The following is a 15283-nucleotide window of genomic DNA, read 5'->3' as shown; positions in this document are numbered from 1 at the left end:
GGTTCGGCCAGCTTTCATCAAGATTTCTTTTTTCTACCCGTTTAGGGGGGAAGCAAGGAGTGAAACTTATTGTATTACGATCTTCGGTTAGTTACCGCGATTAAAGGCATCGGGCGAGTTAAGGCAGCTCAAATGAATCGTCTGGGAATCAAAACAGTACAAGATCTGCTAGAGCATTACCCGATGCGTTACGAGGATCGCGGGGCCATTACGCCGATTCGCGCATTGAATAATAATGAGTTTGGAACAATCCAAGCCAGTGTTGTACAGGTTACTGAACGTAAACCGCGCGGTTCTTTGGTGATTACAACGGCAGCAGTTCACGATAATACTGGTAGCGCTGTACTTGTGTGGTTTAATCAACCGCATATCAAACAAATTCTTCATCCCAATATGAGCATCGTTGCATCAGGATTGGTTGAAAAACGTTACGGAAAAACCCAGTTATCAAAAGTGGAATGGGAAGAGGCAGGCAATGCTAGTACGGTAGGAGGAATCATTCCTATCTATAATTCTACAGAAAAACTCCATCAAAATGCGCTACGCTTAGCTATCGAAATTGCGTTAACTACTATAAATCTTGAAGAAACCTTACCACATGAAATAATGAAATTATATTCCTTACTGCCTCGCAACAAATGTTTGGTATCTATTCACTGTCCCAGTAATAAGCAAGAACTAGAAGAAGCCAGACGCAGATTGGTTTTCGAGGAATTATATTATATGCAATGTGCCTTGCTGTATAACAAACGTCAGCAACAATATTCACTGTCAGGAATTAAACATGCTACCAATGGCAGCTTATTTCAAAAGACACTTGATACTTTGCCATTCCAACTGACATCAGACCAGAAACTGTCGCTGCATGAGATTACCCGAGACATGGAAGAAACTCTGCCAATGCGTCGCCTGCTGCAAGGCGATGTAGGTTCAGGAAAGACTGTGCTTGCCGTCTTAGCTTTAATCAAAACTGTTGAAAATGGATTCCAGGGCGCCATGATGGCACCAACGGAAATACTTGCAGAACAGCATTACCGGACTTTGCAGGAACTGCTTGATCCGCTTGAGGTACGATCAGCCTTATTGACTGGTAGCATCAGCGCAAAAGTCAGGGCCGAGACACTCTTCAATTTACGAACAGGGCAAATTGACATTATTATTGGTACTCATGCTTTAATACAAAAGGATGTAATTTTCGCAAACCTAGGCCTTGTCGTAACCGATGAACAGCACCGTTTTGGCGTTGAACAAAGAGCTCAATTTGAAGCAAAAGGCAGAACACCTGATGTGCTGGTCATGACCGCAACCCCTATCCCTAGAACTATGGCTTTAACGGTTTACGGAGATCTTGATGTATCGACTATCAAACAGCTTCCTCCAGGCCGAAAGTCGATCAAAACCTATCATGTTTCCAGCGAACTCCGTAGCCGCGTTTATTCGAATCTAGTGGTTAAACAAATTGAATTGGGGCGACAGGTATATGTAGTTTGTCCTTTGATTGATGAATCCGAAGACTCAGACATGCAATCTGCTGTTGCTCTCTATGATGAATTGAAAACAAAGTATATGCACAACATTTCTTGTGCACTGTTTCATGGTCGTCTGAGTCATGCTGAACGAGAACTTATCATGAAAGACTTCTGTGAAGGTAAAATCCAGCTTTTAGTGGCAACAACAGTAATTGAAGTAGGCGTTAACGTTCCGAATGCCACAGTAATGATCATTGAAAACGCGCATCGTTTCGGATTAGCTCAGCTTCATCAACTGCGTGGGCGTATTGGTAGAGGACAGGAGCAATCGTTTTGTGTCTTAATCTCTGACAGTCAAAGCGACGAATCGCTGTTTAGACTGCGCAGCATGACCGAAACGCAGGATGGCTTTGTGCTCGCAGAACGTGACTTATTGCTGCGTGGCCCTGGCCAATTCTTTGGTCTAAAACAGCACGGCATTCCAGAATTGAAGCTAGCTGATGTTATCCGTGACTTACCAATCTTACTGCAGGCTCGCCAAGCAGCTCAGACCACAGTTTCCACGCCCACCTTGATGGAAACAATTAGGCCAGCACTAGATTACTATTTTACGACTTGGATGACAGGGGTCCAAGGCTAAAAAAAGGAGGTGGCTTACGCCACCTCAAATATGGGAGAGGAGAAAATTTACATTCTAATTATGCTCACTATTCCGAGGTTCTATACATGCAAAAAAAATAATAAAATCCCGATTTGAGCGCATACTAGATTATACATCACGGCTTGTGCCGAGGAGGTAAAAAAACTATGGCGCATTACACTCATGAAAGATTACGACTTATTGCTAACCACTGTGACCATTTTGAACATGTCATCCAGGCAATGGGTTATGGATATTCTTGGGTAAATGTATCTCCGGAGAACTTCGACCGTTGTTGCGACGATTGCGTGCATTGGTCAGACGGAACTTGCGAGATATTCAAGGAATTCCTCGCTCATTAATACTAGCCCATATTTGGCTCGTATCAATTGATGCGAGTTTTTTTATTTTGTAAATTTATCCCTAAAAGCCGTGGTGGACGGCGATGTTTTTTTCCAAATAATAGTTTTGAAGTCACTGTATCGGCGAAGTACAAATGCAGGAAATAACCGGTATTCTATCGAATACAGCACATTATAATCGACAAGGAGGTATCATTATGCCGATCGTCCACATTGAATTGCTTGAAGGGCGCAGTATTGAACAAAAGCGAGACATGGTGAAAAAAGTAACTGACGCGATTGTCGAAACAGCAGGCTGTCCAATAGAAGCCGTCAAAATTGTGATCTGTGAAATGCAGAAGACTCATTTTGGCGAAGGCGGAATTTTACGCTCAGATAGATAGTGACTTGAAGAAGACCCAATGCTAAAGGGTCTTTTTCTATATTGCTTTCTAAAAATAATATGATTCTACGTTAATCGGCTTTGAAAGGATTTTATTTATGAGCAAGAACACTCAAGCGAATAAAAGTAAAGACCGCCTCGACTTTGCGTTGCAAATGGAAGAAAATAATTTGTCTGAGCTATTGAAGCAAACACAGGAGTCATCTGACGCTCTTTTGCCCGCCATGAATGTGTTTCTTACGTTTCAACAACAATTTTTACAAACCCTTAAAGATGCTACTCTAACGGAGGTTGATGCTATAGCCTTCCCGTCAATTACCTCTAACATTATCCCCGATGAAGCAGAATGGCAGATGGTCATTGCCACTTACGCCAAAACAATCCAAGATCCAGCTCAACAATTTCTTCGGCTATGGCTAGTAAATAGTATATTTGAAAAAACAGCAGCATTTTACCGCCAAGTGAGCATCAGTAGTGCAAGCCCAGCAGTCAGACTCTTTGCATCGTCATCAGCAGAACTCAAAAAGATAATGGCGCGTCGTGTAGAAAGCGTTTTACGGGTGTGTATTAACAAATCATGGGAGAAACTTGGATTTTGTCCGTTCCCATTGAATTAATCTTGTATTTTTCGACAAATACCTCTTCTTTATTTCCTTTCTTAACAGGATTTCCCGTCATGATGTCGAATAAATGATCCTGAGGAAATGAACTATTGACAACGAGGCGGCGGTATACGTATGCATTCTTGCAGTTATTCTGACAACACTCTGAATTCAACCCTAGATTCAATATCTGCCGAATTGTTGATGAGCGATGGTTTTGCGGCAAAAGAACTACGAAAATACGACGAAGCGCTGAGTGCATTTACGCGTGCGCTTGCTTCACAACCAAGCGCTTCAACTGTTCCTTATTTAGTCATAGAAATAGGTGCCCTTCTAAAAAGTAAAGGAAGTTATGATGAAGCTATTGCATTGTTCTCTAATGCACAAAAACTTCCGGCTCTTATGTGTAATCATCCTTTACAACAAGAGTTTATCAATATGATCGCTTATCTTCGGATAACTAAAAATGTATTACTGGCTAAAGGATTCAGTCTCGTAGCATTTTCACGAATTCCGGCTGCGGTTGTCGCTGAAATTGATGCGGAATATGCGGAATGGAATAAACTAGGGGAAGCTATTTAGGAGGAGTGCATAAAATGATGAAGAAAAACGCAGAAATACTAGGGCTTAAGGTAATTAGCATTACTGAGGGCAAGGAACTTGGGGTCGTTAAAGAGCTAGTTATTAACCCTGCTGGCGGAACTGTTGCCGCTCTAGTTGTGGACGACGGTAAATGGTTTTATGGTGCAAAGGTACTGCCATTTATGGCCATTGTCGGGATTGGCGAGTATGCCGTCATGGTAGAAAACTCTGACAATTTGGCATCTGTCGCAGCTTCTCCAGACATCGTCAGCCTCTTGAACGTTGGCGTAAAAGTTATTGGCGCAAAAGTTCTAACAAAGTCAGGTAGAATCCAGGGCAAGATCATCGAATATACAGTCGATGATGCAGGCAAAATTACCGCTTGTGAACTTGAACTTGCCAATGGAAGAGGTTCAGCCCAGCTTTCTAGTGAGTACATTCTAACCTTTGGCAAAGATGTGATCATTGTTGCTGAACAAGACCTCGCATAACAAGGATAAAAGTCTCAGACTTAATACATATAAGCCATTCTCTTATATAAAATGTAAGTAATAACTATTGCTGGTGATGCTGTGAATTATTTTTTTATTGCGCTGCTTTCTACATCTGGAGCAGCTATCGTATTATATTTTTTACTTAATAAAATACTTCGCATAAAGATGAGGATAATTCCACTGATTCTATGCGTCGCCTGTTCCTTATTCGTTAGTATGGCATTGCCAAAAGTTATCATCCGTTATTCCGATTGGATGGGAACGTTAGGCGTATTATCTGTTTTCTCGGTGATTTTTGCGTATTTTTTGGCTTACTATGATGAAAAGCTTGACGACTGCACGCAGAAATCAGAGTCTGAAACGGCACTTTGTCTTAGCGAGCCTACGCCCCTAGAAGCAGTATCTGCGACATTGTTTGTACAAGAGCAAGAAATGGTACAAGGATCGGCTAATCACTTTGTGTGCGAGACAGAAATAGTCAATCCTCCATGTGAACAATCGTGTTTGGAAGAACAAGCCTCACTCAGCGTTGAAACCGTAAGCGTTAATGAGGCTTTTTCTACACCCGAGACTTTTGACGAACAACTAGAATTAGCCTTTCATTTGAAAGAACAGCAAGATTATCACTCTGCTGCTAAACTCTTTCAAAAAGTACTTGACGCAAATCCCCATAGTGAAGCCGCACCATTAGTTATTCTGCAGATTGTAGATTCACTGAAGCATGCAAGGGAATATCAGCAAGCGATCAAACTCTTATCTGACAGTCTTAACTTTTCTGCTATACATGGTAAAATCGCTATCGAGCGACAAATCCATGAGTTGCTGTCAAAATTGCAGCAACTCCAAGAGTCTGAAGAAACTGGGGGTTCTAATACATGAAAAAGAGCTGTGAAATCATTGGCTTAACTGTCGTCAGTATTCAAGAAGGTAAAGAATTGGGAACCGTAAATCAGCTTGTAATTGATGCTGCTGCTGGCAGAGTCGCGGCTTTGCTGATCGATGATGGAAAATGGTATTTAGGAGCTAAGGCATTACCTTTTTCCGCCATCAGTGGTCTGGGTGAATATGCAGTAACTATCAACACTGAAGCAGATATTATGTCTGTAACTCCATCTTCAACGTTCGATAACCTACTATTTCAAAATGCAAATGTGGTTGGCGCTTTGGCATTAACCCGCGTTGGCAATATTAGCGGAACAGTAGCCGAAATCGTTATTGATGCTGATGGGAAAATCGTCGAGTGCTTAATTGAGGAAGCAGGAGAGACTCGTAGTCTCTCGGCTCAACGCGTTATTACATATGGCAAAGATGTCCTCATCATTTCTGCTGAAAATGAATTGCAGCCTGTGCGGTTGGAAACAGTAAGCTCTGCTCCATCACCTGTATTCGATGCCCTAACGCCTATTAGTGAAGAAACAGTACAAAATCTAGAAGTGGATCAAGAGCCTGTTGAACCTGCGCAAGAAACCGATGACTTAGCAAAGATGTTTGAAGAAAAGCAGCGAAAATATCTACTGGGTAAGACCTCCAGTCGTCGGATCGAAGCTGAAAGCGGCGTAGTAGTCATCGAACAAGGTGAAGAAATTACAGAGGCTGTGCTGCAAAAAGCTAAGCTAGCTGGCAAATTTGTCGAATTATCGATGAGTATTTCTTAATCAGACTGCCAAGTAATTGTAATTCCCCGCCTGGAGCGGGGAATTCGCATCAGACGCGCCTGCGCCAGTATGATGTAGGATAGGAGAGTAACCTTGCGTCGGTTATTGAAACGAATAGGACTTTATCTAGCTTTGCTTTTTGCGCTTTTGGGGGCTAACATTATTGCTGTTGACACAGCCCTCAGCCATGATCAGCATATTTTCCCTGCCGTGCGAGTAGGGGAGACAGATATCAGCGGACTAACAATCGAGGATGCACGAACTGCACTAAGTAATTCCATTCCGTTTAATTCAACTTCTCTCCTTATTACCGTTGAGGATAAACAATGGTGGATTGAATCTAAAGATATCGACTTAGCTTTTGACGAGATAGGAACAGCACAAGTCGCCTATTTACAGCCGCGTCAAGGCAATTTGTTTCATCGTTTTTTTGCTTTACACAGCATTCATGATGTTAAGCCGGTTCTATTTTTCAATGAAGCAAAGTTGGCAACCCTGCTGGAAAATTTAGCAAAAGAATTTTATATTGCTGCCAAGCCAGCGTCAATTCGCCATGAAAATGATGATGACTTTGTCATTATTCCAGGGAGTAAGGGCCGGGAACTGGATGTAAATAGTTTGCAAGCCGTGAAGAATGCTATCTTTAATTCTCAACCAGCCGTTAGTTTAACCACCCGCGATGTTGTGCCTGCTGTTAGCGAAGAGGATCTGCGGCATATCAATTACGTCTTAGGTGAATACAGAACAGAATTTAATTCGGCCGAAACAGCACGTAATCAAAATATTTACTTAGCTGCCAATAGCCTAGATGCAACTTTGCTACGTCCAGGGCAAACCCTTTCCTTTAATGCTAGCGTTGGTCCACGAACCGAGCAGCGCGGCTATCGCAAGGCTCCAGCTTATGTTAACGAAGAGCAGCTAGCCGACGATTGGGGAGGCGGCATCTGCCAAGTCAGCAGCACCTTATACAACGCGGCATTGCTGGCCGATTTGACAATAATCGAGCGTTCACCGCATTTCCGCCCGGCAGGATATGTTCCAATTGGTCTTGATGCAACAATTGATTTTGATTCGAAACTCGATTTAAAGATCAAGAATCCATTGCCTGACTCTGTGTATATTTCCATAGAAACTAAAACTAATGAACTAATTGTTAAAGTACTTGGCAAATCACTACCTGACAAACCAATGGTTCGAATAGTAACAACAGACTTAACTACAGTCGAGCCAAAGACGGAATATATTCAAGATCCAGATCTCGATCCCGGTGTTCAAATTACGACCCAGGTTGGGCAAAAAGGTTTTCATGTCAGTACTGCGCGGATACGAAGCGTCAAGGGACAAGAACTCAATCGTGAACCATTGGCGGACGATACATATAATCCAGTCAACAAGATTGTTCGCGTTGGTGCAAAAACAAAAGGAAAATCAAAATAAGCGCCACAAAAAAGAGGCTAGTTTTAAGCCTCTTTTTACTCTCTTTTTTACGTCCGATAATATCTATTATGTTAAGTAACCAGTAAAGAGAGGTCATATTCATGACCCCTGATTGAAACGCATGGGTCGTCATGAAAATTGCAATCGAATGAATTAATCTGTAGATGCAATTTTCACGCCCACCCTTGCTGGTTACTTAGACATAATAGATGTTATCCGACAGGCTAAATGTAATGATGGCAATGCTGCTCATTGCCTGATGTGACAGTCTGTAGGTGAATTGTGGTATCAGTTGAATATGTATGGTTATTGTTGAAACCTGCTTCAAGCCTACCTTGATAAATCAAGGTTTGGGTTATTGGTGATAGCATCGGTCTAATGGCTCTAGGACGAACTTACTTCTGTGGGTACGATAGAAACCCTACGAGACTTTATGAGTATGGCTTACAAGGAGTTCTAATCGGTTGGAATTTAACTTACTTTGATTATCATAGAATTATTTGCATTATTATGAAAGGAACTAGAACCAGGGTGTCGAATTTGGTAAACACTTACAAGAAAGGAGTTGCTTGTATATGCATGACAAAATTAATCAGTTTATTAGTCATTTTAACGAGGAGATTCATAAAGTCAAGGAATTAAACAACAAATTATATCAGAAAATAATATACGTTACGATACTTGATGCTCTTGGCAGAGCAAGGTATCCCAAGAAATCTCCCTCCGATAGAATGAAGACGTTCGTTAGAAATTACGGAAATTGGGCAGATAAAGATAAAATTAGCCTAGTTCAACTTGAGTTAAATCTGGATTTTATGCTCACCGATGAAGAGAAAGAAAGTAGTCGACTATTGCTCACAACCAGGGAAAAAATTGCCACATGGGAAAGCGGTCATGTTTATGACTCAAGTGCTGACCCCGTTTTTGACGAAGGAAGCAAAATGTTGACGTTTCCAGATAAGAGAGTTGATATAGAAAATGCGGAAGAATCTGCAGTAACGAAAGCAAGATATTCCGAATTATTCTACGCATATCGAAACAGGCTAATTCATGAATACAGGAAGCCTGGATATGCCATTGAAGACAACGAAGATACTTCGGCATTTTACCATAGTTATATAAATGGACCATGGGAATTGGGGTTTCCAGTGGGTCTATTCGAAAAACTATGCTGTTCATGCTTAGAAAATTTGAAACAATATCTCTATCATGAAAACATTAACCCATATTCTCGATACGAATTTGGAAGTATGTGGAGTGAGCGCAAGCACTTCGCAAAGCCTTAATGAAACTCCCCCTGCTAAAGTCTGCAAGTATATGACCCCTCCCCCTACCTACTGGCGGAATGTAATGATGGCAATGCTTCTCATTTCTTGGTGTGACAGTTTGTAGGTGAATTGTGCTGACAGTTGAATATATATGGATATGGTTGAAACCTGTCTTTTGAGCCTACCTTGATTAATCAAGGATTTTGGGTTCTCTAACCGCATCATTGTACAACATTCTTGTATAGTTCTTTGACGAACCTATATGGTGCCTTTATAGCTAGATACAACATTTCCCCACCTGCAGAGTCGTTTTGCGGGATAGCTGGCGGCTCAAACGCTACAAATAAAGAAAATACCAGAAAAATGAGGTATAGTGGCAACAAGGATATGAGGACGAAAATGAAAAGTATTGACTTAATAAACCGCAATGCTATTCCCCCAATCAGCCAGATGAATCTGTCACTTGCTTGATATGACAGTCTGTAGGCGAATTGTGCTGGTAGCTGAATATGTATGGATATGGTTGAAACCTGTCTTTGAGCCTACATTGATTAATCAAGGTTTTTCTTGGTGTGACCATCTGGCATCTTCATGATGTAACAACTATTAGGTCAGGATTTACATGGTTGAACCCAGAACCCCTCTTACCATGGTGGTAATCCCAAAAAGGCACATACTACAAAAATAATAATAGCTAACACAATGTATCCAAGAATTTCAGACGAGCTATATGAATAATTAACGTCTTTGTCATAACCGAAGCCAAGTAATACGACTAAATCTGATAGCTTGCCGTATTTTAGAGCAACAAAGACTAAAAATCCTAACAGCGCAATTAGATATATCTTATAAAGAGTGTTTCGTATGATAGTCTTACCTCACTTTCCAAATACCCTTTACCATTATATTCGAGTGAAGTATCAAGTATATAGGAATTAGGCGAATTGTGGTGAGAGTTGAATATATATGAGTTTGGTTGAAACCTGCTGGGCTTACCTTGATAAATCAAGGTTTGGGGTCTGTGATTGGCTTTCTATTTATCAGACGTCGTTTGGATTACTCACCTTCCTAAATACCCATATTACCATTCGATAAGCCTCAATCAAGAAGACAAAGAGTAAGACTATTGCAAACATAGGATAGGTAGTAATGATTATGATTGCATCATCTAAAGAAACTAGTTGATCCATTAATCTTAAGAGAAATTTACACGTAGAGACTAATGCAATATAAATAATAAGGTTAACAAATAATCCTTGTGCTGACATTTGTTGTTTTATTAATTTTCTTGATATTATGCCAGTTAAGAAGAAAAGAAAAAAATCTATATAGAAATCATCCACTAATATGATAACCCTCCTTTTTTCTCCCTTGACGCTCATCCTTTACCAGATATCTTTCACATATCAATTTAATGACATACTCCCACTGCTGAAGTCATCGTTATTACAATGACAACTGCCACAGTTCGTAGGCGAATTGTGGTGACTGTTAAATATGTATGGTTCTGGTTGAAACCTGCTTCAAGCTAATCTTGATGAATCAAGGTTTTGGGGTTCGTGATGATAGCAAACTAGCTAGAGTTTGTATGATTATAGATGATGATAGCTGAAAGCATCTCGCAATCAAGTTAATCTCGACCACCATCTCTACGGTAAACATTCTTTTCTTCGTCCTCAATAAATTGATTAATTTGAACAAAGAAGAATGGTGCTAATAAATATAGGCTTGGGGCCCAAAGAGCATTAAAAGCACCCTTAATTGTCCATGGGCCATGTGCTGCCAGAAAGAATAAAAAACCCCAATGTACTTTAGGAAGTGAAGCTAAGAATGCTGAAATACACATAAGAAAGCCAATTACAGCTTTGATTTTTACAAATGCAGTAGCTTTTTTCATTAATACTGCTATCCCTAACAATGCACCAATAATTGAAAACATACCACCAATATAAGTAAAATACCAACCATTATAGGGACTTGGACTTTCCAAAAACGGTCGCCATATTTCTTTATAAAATTCGTTTAGGTAAGGAGAAATTTTAGATAATTTATAAGCTAAGAAGTTCGAATATGCAACAAGTGGAATGGTTCCTATTCCAAGCAGAATAGAGATATTTGCCTTCTTACTATCACCCATCTAGAGCAACCCCTTCCAGTTCTGCTTAATGTCCATAGTTATAGCCCCTTTGCTTATTTATTCATTTTGCATGGCTATAGATTAATTACGCCAATTCCCAATAGCTTCCTATAGACTATAGTCATAATTGAATAGGACAGTCGTCTCAAGAACATAAAATTTAGTGACTCCTCCCCTTTTTTTGAAAAAAGGGGCATACTGTAAACACACTACAAGTTTCATTTGAGTGCTCTATTACCTCGCCATAACCTAATCCCTAATGCAGTTGGATAGACAAATACGGAAAATAATATAAAGCAGACCCAAACGCCACCTAAGGCTCGTTCTAGAGTCAGGTACATCCAATTAGGTTGTGGTGAACCCCACCAGGGATAATCTAAAGCTATCTTCAAATTCTCTATTGAGCAGAGTATAATCAAAGCAATTGTGATCCATTTCCAGTAGTGCTTTAGCTGAATACAGAGATAGGTAATCAGAATTGCTACTGTTAATTTCCAAATATCCCAGTCCCAAAATATAGTAATCATAAATTCATTCGTCAAGTTTTTCATTATCCATTTATCAAGCTGTGGAGTCCTAATAGCTACTACGATTATGTAAAAAAGCGAGGCAACAATTAAAACTACTAACGCATCCCTTCCCCAATGATATTTTTCTAGAGTCTGTTGCTTCGCTTCGGTGGGTTCATTTAGTTCAGTAGGCAACTGAGTTACCCCCAATCAATGCTTCATCGTATTACATTCACTGGAAATTGTTTAATTCCTCTATTCACCCAAATTCATCCAAAATACTTCCTTCCGCTATGCGGTGTATGTCGTTAAAACGACTGAAAAGTGTTCGTATGAAAATTCCATATATCAAGCATAATCACTCTATCTGTCTATTGGTGTACCACTTTGTTACAGTAACCAAACGCAGAAAACCTGAGTTCGAGGGCATCGATCTCAAACTATTCAAAGCTGCTATAGCCAATTATCCTATCACCATTCATGTTGGTGAGATTATGCCTGACCATATTCATTTATTAATTCAAGCCCCCGCCATCTTCTCCCCTGCTTATCTCGCAAAGCTGATTAAGGGTTGCAGTTCGAGAGCAATAGGCAAGGATCAAAAAGAGAATTGGCATGGGTTCTCCACTGGTTATTTTATTAGCACAACTGGTGGAACTGCTGTTGATGCTGTAAAGGCTTATATTGAGAATCAGAAACATGAGGATTAGGGAAGGCGTAATGCCTTCCTTTCTTTTTTATTTTGTTCGATTGAGAATGTCAGAAGTATAGGGTATATTGGGATTTATCCTTATACCCTCCTACCCCATTTACCTCCACCATATCCTTTATCACGATAAAGGATTCAAGCATACTACCCTTGAATTAATTGGGGTTTATTGTTCGATGGAAATAAGCCCCAGTAATGATGGTAATGGTTCAATCATGACCTCGTACATTCACCTATGCGCCATTTTTATTTATGAGGTTGGTATGAATACCTTAGCCACTTATAGATTCATTAAGCCTTCAAATGTGAACTGCTTTTGCTCTTTGATAACCTCACTTTCTTTCAATTCTCTAATTATGGCTCTGTCTGCTGCACGCTTGCATTCCTCCCTGTGTTGCTTTGCTTTCTTGATAAAATCGGTAAGTGACATATTGTTCGATTAAGTTAATGTCAGTGCATAGTCATAACATGCCCCCAAAAGGACATCCATTTGGATCTACCATCGTCTCCGCCCAGGAAATAGCTTCATTCAACTGGGGCTGGTTGTAACCATTAAAAATCAACATACATATTATGTAATAGGCAGAAAGCCAACATGTGAGAGGAGCGATAAAACATGGGAGTTCCAAAATGCTTTGATTTCCTTGGCTGTTTGGAAGTAACGCTGATTCTTCGCGATTTTAAAACAGTGACAGGAAAGATCGTAGGAGAATTTGACGATCGTAAAAAGTTCGAATGGTGCGACAAGCACGATGACCATGACAAACACGACCATCATGACAAACACGACCATCATGACAAGCACGATGATCATGACAAGCACGACGACTGTGACTGTGACCATGATAAGAAGCACGATGATAAGTGCTGTAAACCCAAAGTGGATGTAAAAGTGGATGTAGATGACAAGTGCGACTTTATTTTGCTGGAGTTGACAAGAGACGCTGAGTCGGTAAGCCTTCTTGAGATTGAAAGTGAAGAAAATGGTGAAGAAGAAATCGAGATAACAGTAGCAAACGTTGAGTTCAAAAGAGGCTCGTGCATTGCTGTTAATGTATGTGATATTATTTACGCCGGTGTAAACGCTGACATTGATGAAGAGGAAATTGAAATTGAACTTCCGGATAATCTTACTACCTCTATCAAAACTACAACAGTACCAACTAAATAGATCATTTTTTGCAGGTGCAAGACCCTGGACAGTTTCAGGGTTTTGCACCTAACCAACGAATGTATATCTGTATTTTTTCTCCGGCTTGCTAAAAAATCGGTCATAAGCAAACCCCGCTTCCATGCCTTGCGGCTTGAAAGCGGGGTTTGACTTCAATCTGGAGTTGTCTCAGTTTTTGATGTAGTTCCTAGTTTTCCCTAGTCGTCTACGCCGACGGAAGTTACCGCGCAGAGATTAACGGTCACATTCCCCAGGTCGATTGAATCGCCACCGGGAAGATGGACCTCAACATCCGTAGCGGAGGCGAGATTATCTTCTACGCGAACGAGCCGGCCTGTGTCGAACTGAAAGCCACCTACTGTTCTCAGAATAACATCTTCTTCACCTTGAAGACGTTTTAATATGTGAATGAGTTTGCACCTAGCGTTGCGGTCTACCAATTCTTCAGTCATTACGTTCCCCTCCTTCATTACGCCGTGGTAGTAGGCGAATTAAGTAAACATTCAAATGGATTTTTAACTGCGTTTTTCGACAGTGCCACAATAATGCAGATATCGATAAATGTTAAATCCTCGAGTAATACTTCTCCACCAGGTGTTACAACAAAAACGTTACTTTCACATGATGCGGGAACCAGGGTCACTATACCATCTTCAAACCTGTCGAGCAAGCCAAAGAAGGCAAACCCGTCGGCTGTAAACAGGACGACGTTGGTTCCACAGCTGCACTCGAGTTCTTCGCACCATTCCCTGTTGCATATGTCATCAAAAAATCCCATACGTCTCTATCCTCCTTCAAAGAAATCGTTAGTCTCACTACATTCTATGCGGGCTGCAAATATAAGTGACTTAGTTGACAGATATTTATCAACCTTCAAACAGGCAAATATGTTTCCAGCCCCCACTTACTTAGTCAACAAAGAACGGATTTCTCCTATTTTAGCCAGTACAGCCTCCTCTCCGCTCTTTATGCACTTATCAATTTGTTCCGCGCTAGGAGATAGTCCGATGTAAGCTTGCGGGCGAATTAATATATCCGCATACTCTTCCCCTTTTAATAGTGTCACTTCACGATTCATAATTTCAATGCAGCGCAATAAAATATCGCTGACATTTTGAATTTCATAATCAGGCTGTCCTGCATAGCCAAGATCAATTGCTATTATGCGCTCGGCTCCCATGTGCCGTAAAATATCTGTCGGCAAATTGTTCTTTACTGCTCCATCCACTAGCATCATGCCGCGATACTTCACAGGTGTAAAGACTCCTGGAATAGAGATGCTCGCACGCACAGCTTCACTCAAACTGGTATTATAATAATAGCGAGCATTCAGTATCTCTCGCATTCCCGGATGTGGCGTAAGGAAAAAAACAGTATCTGCCGAGTACAAATCAACTGCAGTTAGCGCAATCGGTATTGCTGTGTCCCTGACTGTACGATTAAGCCAGAAGCGGGAAAAATATTTTTCAATTCGGTCTCCTTGAATGATTCCTGATGGAAATGGTGGCAACACCCGATGCTTTCTGCCAAACAGCCACTTTTTACCCTGCTTTATCATAGCCGAAAACGGTATCTTAACTTTTATAAGATCACTCACTGATAACGATTTGGCAGTGGATTGCATTTCATCTGGCCGATAACCGCAACTGTGTAGAGCCGCAATAATTGATCCTGCACTCGTACCTGCAATAAAGTCGATAGGAATTGCGTTATCCTGTAGTGCTTTTAGTACTCCTATGTGCGATAACCCACGTAACCCACCGCCGCTCAAAGCTAAGCCAATTTTCCGTGGCCTAGCCTTGGGCCCTTGCTTACCATTCATAAGAGATCACCTCAACATTACATAGGTAATGTATCTTATGAACG

General features: G+C 40.8%; 16 protein-coding genes. 11 read left to right on the top strand and 5 right to left on the bottom strand.

Annotated features, from left to right (window positions below; genetic code table 11):
• The first annotated feature begins 69 nt into the window (after positions 1–69).
• The 9 genes from recG to AXX12_RS05085 all read left to right on the top strand — a co-directional run bounded on the left by recG (position 70) and on the right by AXX12_RS05085 (position 8909).
• The gene (gene recG, locus AXX12_RS05125; protein ID WP_066239073.1) at positions 70–2109 is read left to right on the top strand and encodes an ATP-dependent DNA helicase RecG; all 2040 of its coding nucleotides are present in this window, start codon (positions 70–72) and stop codon (positions 2107–2109) included.
• A 559-nt stretch (positions 2110–2668) separates the two neighbouring features.
• Positions 2669–2854, top strand: coding sequence for a 2-hydroxymuconate tautomerase (locus tag AXX12_RS05120; RefSeq protein WP_066239069.1), 186 nt, complete (start codon positions 2669–2671; stop codon positions 2852–2854).
• A 97-nt stretch (positions 2855–2951) separates the two neighbouring features.
• Positions 2952–3470 (top strand): hypothetical protein, encoded by a 519-nt coding sequence (locus AXX12_RS05115; RefSeq protein ID WP_066239067.1) that lies wholly within the window; start codon positions 2952–2954, stop codon positions 3468–3470.
• 189 nt (positions 3471–3659) lie between these two features.
• The gene (locus AXX12_RS05110) at positions 3660–4037 is read left to right on the top strand and encodes a hypothetical protein (protein ID WP_156478590.1); all 378 of its coding nucleotides are present in this window, start codon (positions 3660–3662) and stop codon (positions 4035–4037) included.
• A gap of 14 nt (positions 4038–4051) precedes the next feature.
• Positions 4052–4528 (top strand): PRC-barrel domain-containing protein, encoded by a 477-nt coding sequence (locus tag AXX12_RS05105; protein ID WP_066239061.1) that lies wholly within the window; start codon positions 4052–4054, stop codon positions 4526–4528.
• Positions 4529–4609: 81 nt separating this feature from the next.
• Positions 4610–5410, top strand: coding sequence for a tetratricopeptide repeat protein (locus AXX12_RS05100; protein ID WP_066239058.1), 801 nt, complete (start codon positions 4610–4612; stop codon positions 5408–5410).
• Positions 5407–6186 (top strand): PRC-barrel domain-containing protein, encoded by a 780-nt coding sequence (locus AXX12_RS05095; RefSeq protein ID WP_066239055.1) that lies wholly within the window; start codon positions 5407–5409, stop codon positions 6184–6186. Before AXX12_RS05100 ends, AXX12_RS05095 begins: the two co-directional genes overlap by 4 nt.
• A 93-nt stretch (positions 6187–6279) precedes the next feature.
• Positions 6280–7623 (top strand): VanW family protein, encoded by a 1344-nt coding sequence (locus tag AXX12_RS05090; RefSeq protein WP_066239052.1) that lies wholly within the window; start codon positions 6280–6282, stop codon positions 7621–7623.
• Positions 7624–8198: 575 nt separating this feature from the next.
• Positions 8199–8909: a hypothetical protein gene (locus AXX12_RS05085; RefSeq protein ID WP_066239049.1), complete on the top strand. Its 711-nt coding sequence runs from the start codon at positions 8199–8201 to the stop codon at positions 8907–8909.
• Positions 8910–10521: 1612 nt separating this feature from the next.
• On the opposite strand, the gene AXX12_RS05070 is transcribed toward AXX12_RS05085, so the two are convergent.
• Entirely contained in the window at positions 10522–11028 is a 507-nt protein-coding gene (locus tag AXX12_RS05070; protein ID WP_066239040.1) for a hypothetical protein, read from the bottom strand.
• A 218-nt stretch (positions 11029–11246) separates the two neighbouring features.
• Positions 11247–11732, bottom strand: a complete 486-nt coding sequence (locus tag AXX12_RS05065) for a hypothetical protein (RefSeq protein WP_066239037.1) — start codon at positions 11730–11732, stop codon at positions 11247–11249.
• Positions 11733–11839: 107 nt separating this feature from the next.
• Here AXX12_RS05065 and tnpA point away from each other — a divergent pair, with 107 nt between their 5' ends.
• A complete protein-coding gene (tnpA, locus tag AXX12_RS05060) occupies positions 11840–12247 on the top strand; it encodes an IS200/IS605 family transposase (protein ID WP_197470647.1) in 408 nt (135 codons plus the stop codon).
• Positions 12248–12862: 615 nt separating this feature from the next.
• A complete protein-coding gene (locus AXX12_RS19570; RefSeq protein ID WP_066239031.1) occupies positions 12863–13417 on the top strand; it encodes a hypothetical protein in 555 nt (184 codons plus the stop codon).
• Between the two features lie 197 nt (positions 13418–13614).
• Here the strand turns inward: AXX12_RS19570 and AXX12_RS05050 are convergent, their stop codons facing one another.
• The 3 genes from AXX12_RS05050 to AXX12_RS05040 all read right to left on the bottom strand — a co-directional run bounded on the left by AXX12_RS05050 (position 13615) and on the right by AXX12_RS05040 (position 15239).
• Positions 13615–13869, bottom strand: a complete 255-nt coding sequence (locus AXX12_RS05050) for a hypothetical protein (protein WP_066239029.1) — start codon at positions 13867–13869, stop codon at positions 13615–13617.
• A gap of 17 nt (positions 13870–13886) precedes the next feature.
• The gene (locus AXX12_RS05045) at positions 13887–14195 is read right to left on the bottom strand and encodes a hypothetical protein (RefSeq protein ID WP_066239026.1); all 309 of its coding nucleotides are present in this window, start codon (positions 14193–14195) and stop codon (positions 13887–13889) included.
• Between the two features lie 126 nt (positions 14196–14321).
• Positions 14322–15239 carry a patatin-like phospholipase family protein gene (locus tag AXX12_RS05040; protein WP_066239023.1) on the bottom strand — a complete coding sequence of 306 codons (918 nt, stop codon included), beginning with the start codon at positions 15237–15239 and terminating at the stop codon, positions 14322–14324.
• Positions 15240–15283: the final 44 nt, after the last annotated feature.

Source organism: Anaerosporomusa subterranea, from assembly GCF_001611555.1.
In the GTDB taxonomy this organism is placed as follows: Bacteria; Bacillota; Negativicutes; order Sporomusales; family Acetonemataceae; genus Anaerosporomusa; species Anaerosporomusa subterranea.
This window is presented reverse-complemented; position numbering and strand designations above follow the sequence as displayed.

Excerpts from the sequence above, each read along its gene's own strand:
- AXX12_RS05050 (WP_066239029.1), bottom strand. The coding sequence starts at position 13,869 with ATGACTGAAGAATTGGTAGACCGCAACGCTAGGTGCAAACTCATTCAC.
- AXX12_RS05120 (WP_066239069.1), top strand. The coding sequence starts at position 2,669 with ATGCCGATCGTCCACATTGAATTGCTTGAAGGGCGCAGTATTGAACAA.
- AXX12_RS05115 (WP_066239067.1), top strand. The coding sequence starts at position 2,952 with ATGAGCAAGAACACTCAAGCGAATAAAAGTAAAGACCGCCTCGACTTT.
- AXX12_RS05095 (WP_066239055.1), top strand. The coding sequence starts at position 5,407 with ATGAAAAAGAGCTGTGAAATCATTGGCTTAACTGTCGTCAGTATTCAA.
- AXX12_RS05105 (WP_066239061.1), top strand. The coding sequence starts at position 4,052 with ATGATGAAGAAAAACGCAGAAATACTAGGGCTTAAGGTAATTAGCATT.
- AXX12_RS05085 (WP_066239049.1), top strand. The coding sequence starts at position 8,199 with ATGCATGACAAAATTAATCAGTTTATTAGTCATTTTAACGAGGAGATT.
- AXX12_RS05045 (WP_066239026.1), bottom strand. The coding sequence starts at position 14,195 with ATGGGATTTTTTGATGACATATGCAACAGGGAATGGTGCGAAGAACTC.
- tnpA (WP_197470647.1), top strand. The coding sequence starts at position 11,840 with ATGTCGTTAAAACGACTGAAAAGTGTTCGTATGAAAATTCCATATATC.
- AXX12_RS19570 (WP_066239031.1), top strand. The coding sequence starts at position 12,863 with ATGGGAGTTCCAAAATGCTTTGATTTCCTTGGCTGTTTGGAAGTAACG.
- AXX12_RS05070 (WP_066239040.1), bottom strand. The coding sequence starts at position 11,028 with ATGGGTGATAGTAAGAAGGCAAATATCTCTATTCTGCTTGGAATAGGA.
- AXX12_RS05110 (WP_156478590.1), top strand. The coding sequence starts at position 3,660 with ATGAGCGATGGTTTTGCGGCAAAAGAACTACGAAAATACGACGAAGCG.
- AXX12_RS05040 (WP_066239023.1), bottom strand. The coding sequence starts at position 15,239 with ATGAATGGTAAGCAAGGGCCCAAGGCTAGGCCACGGAAAATTGGCTTA.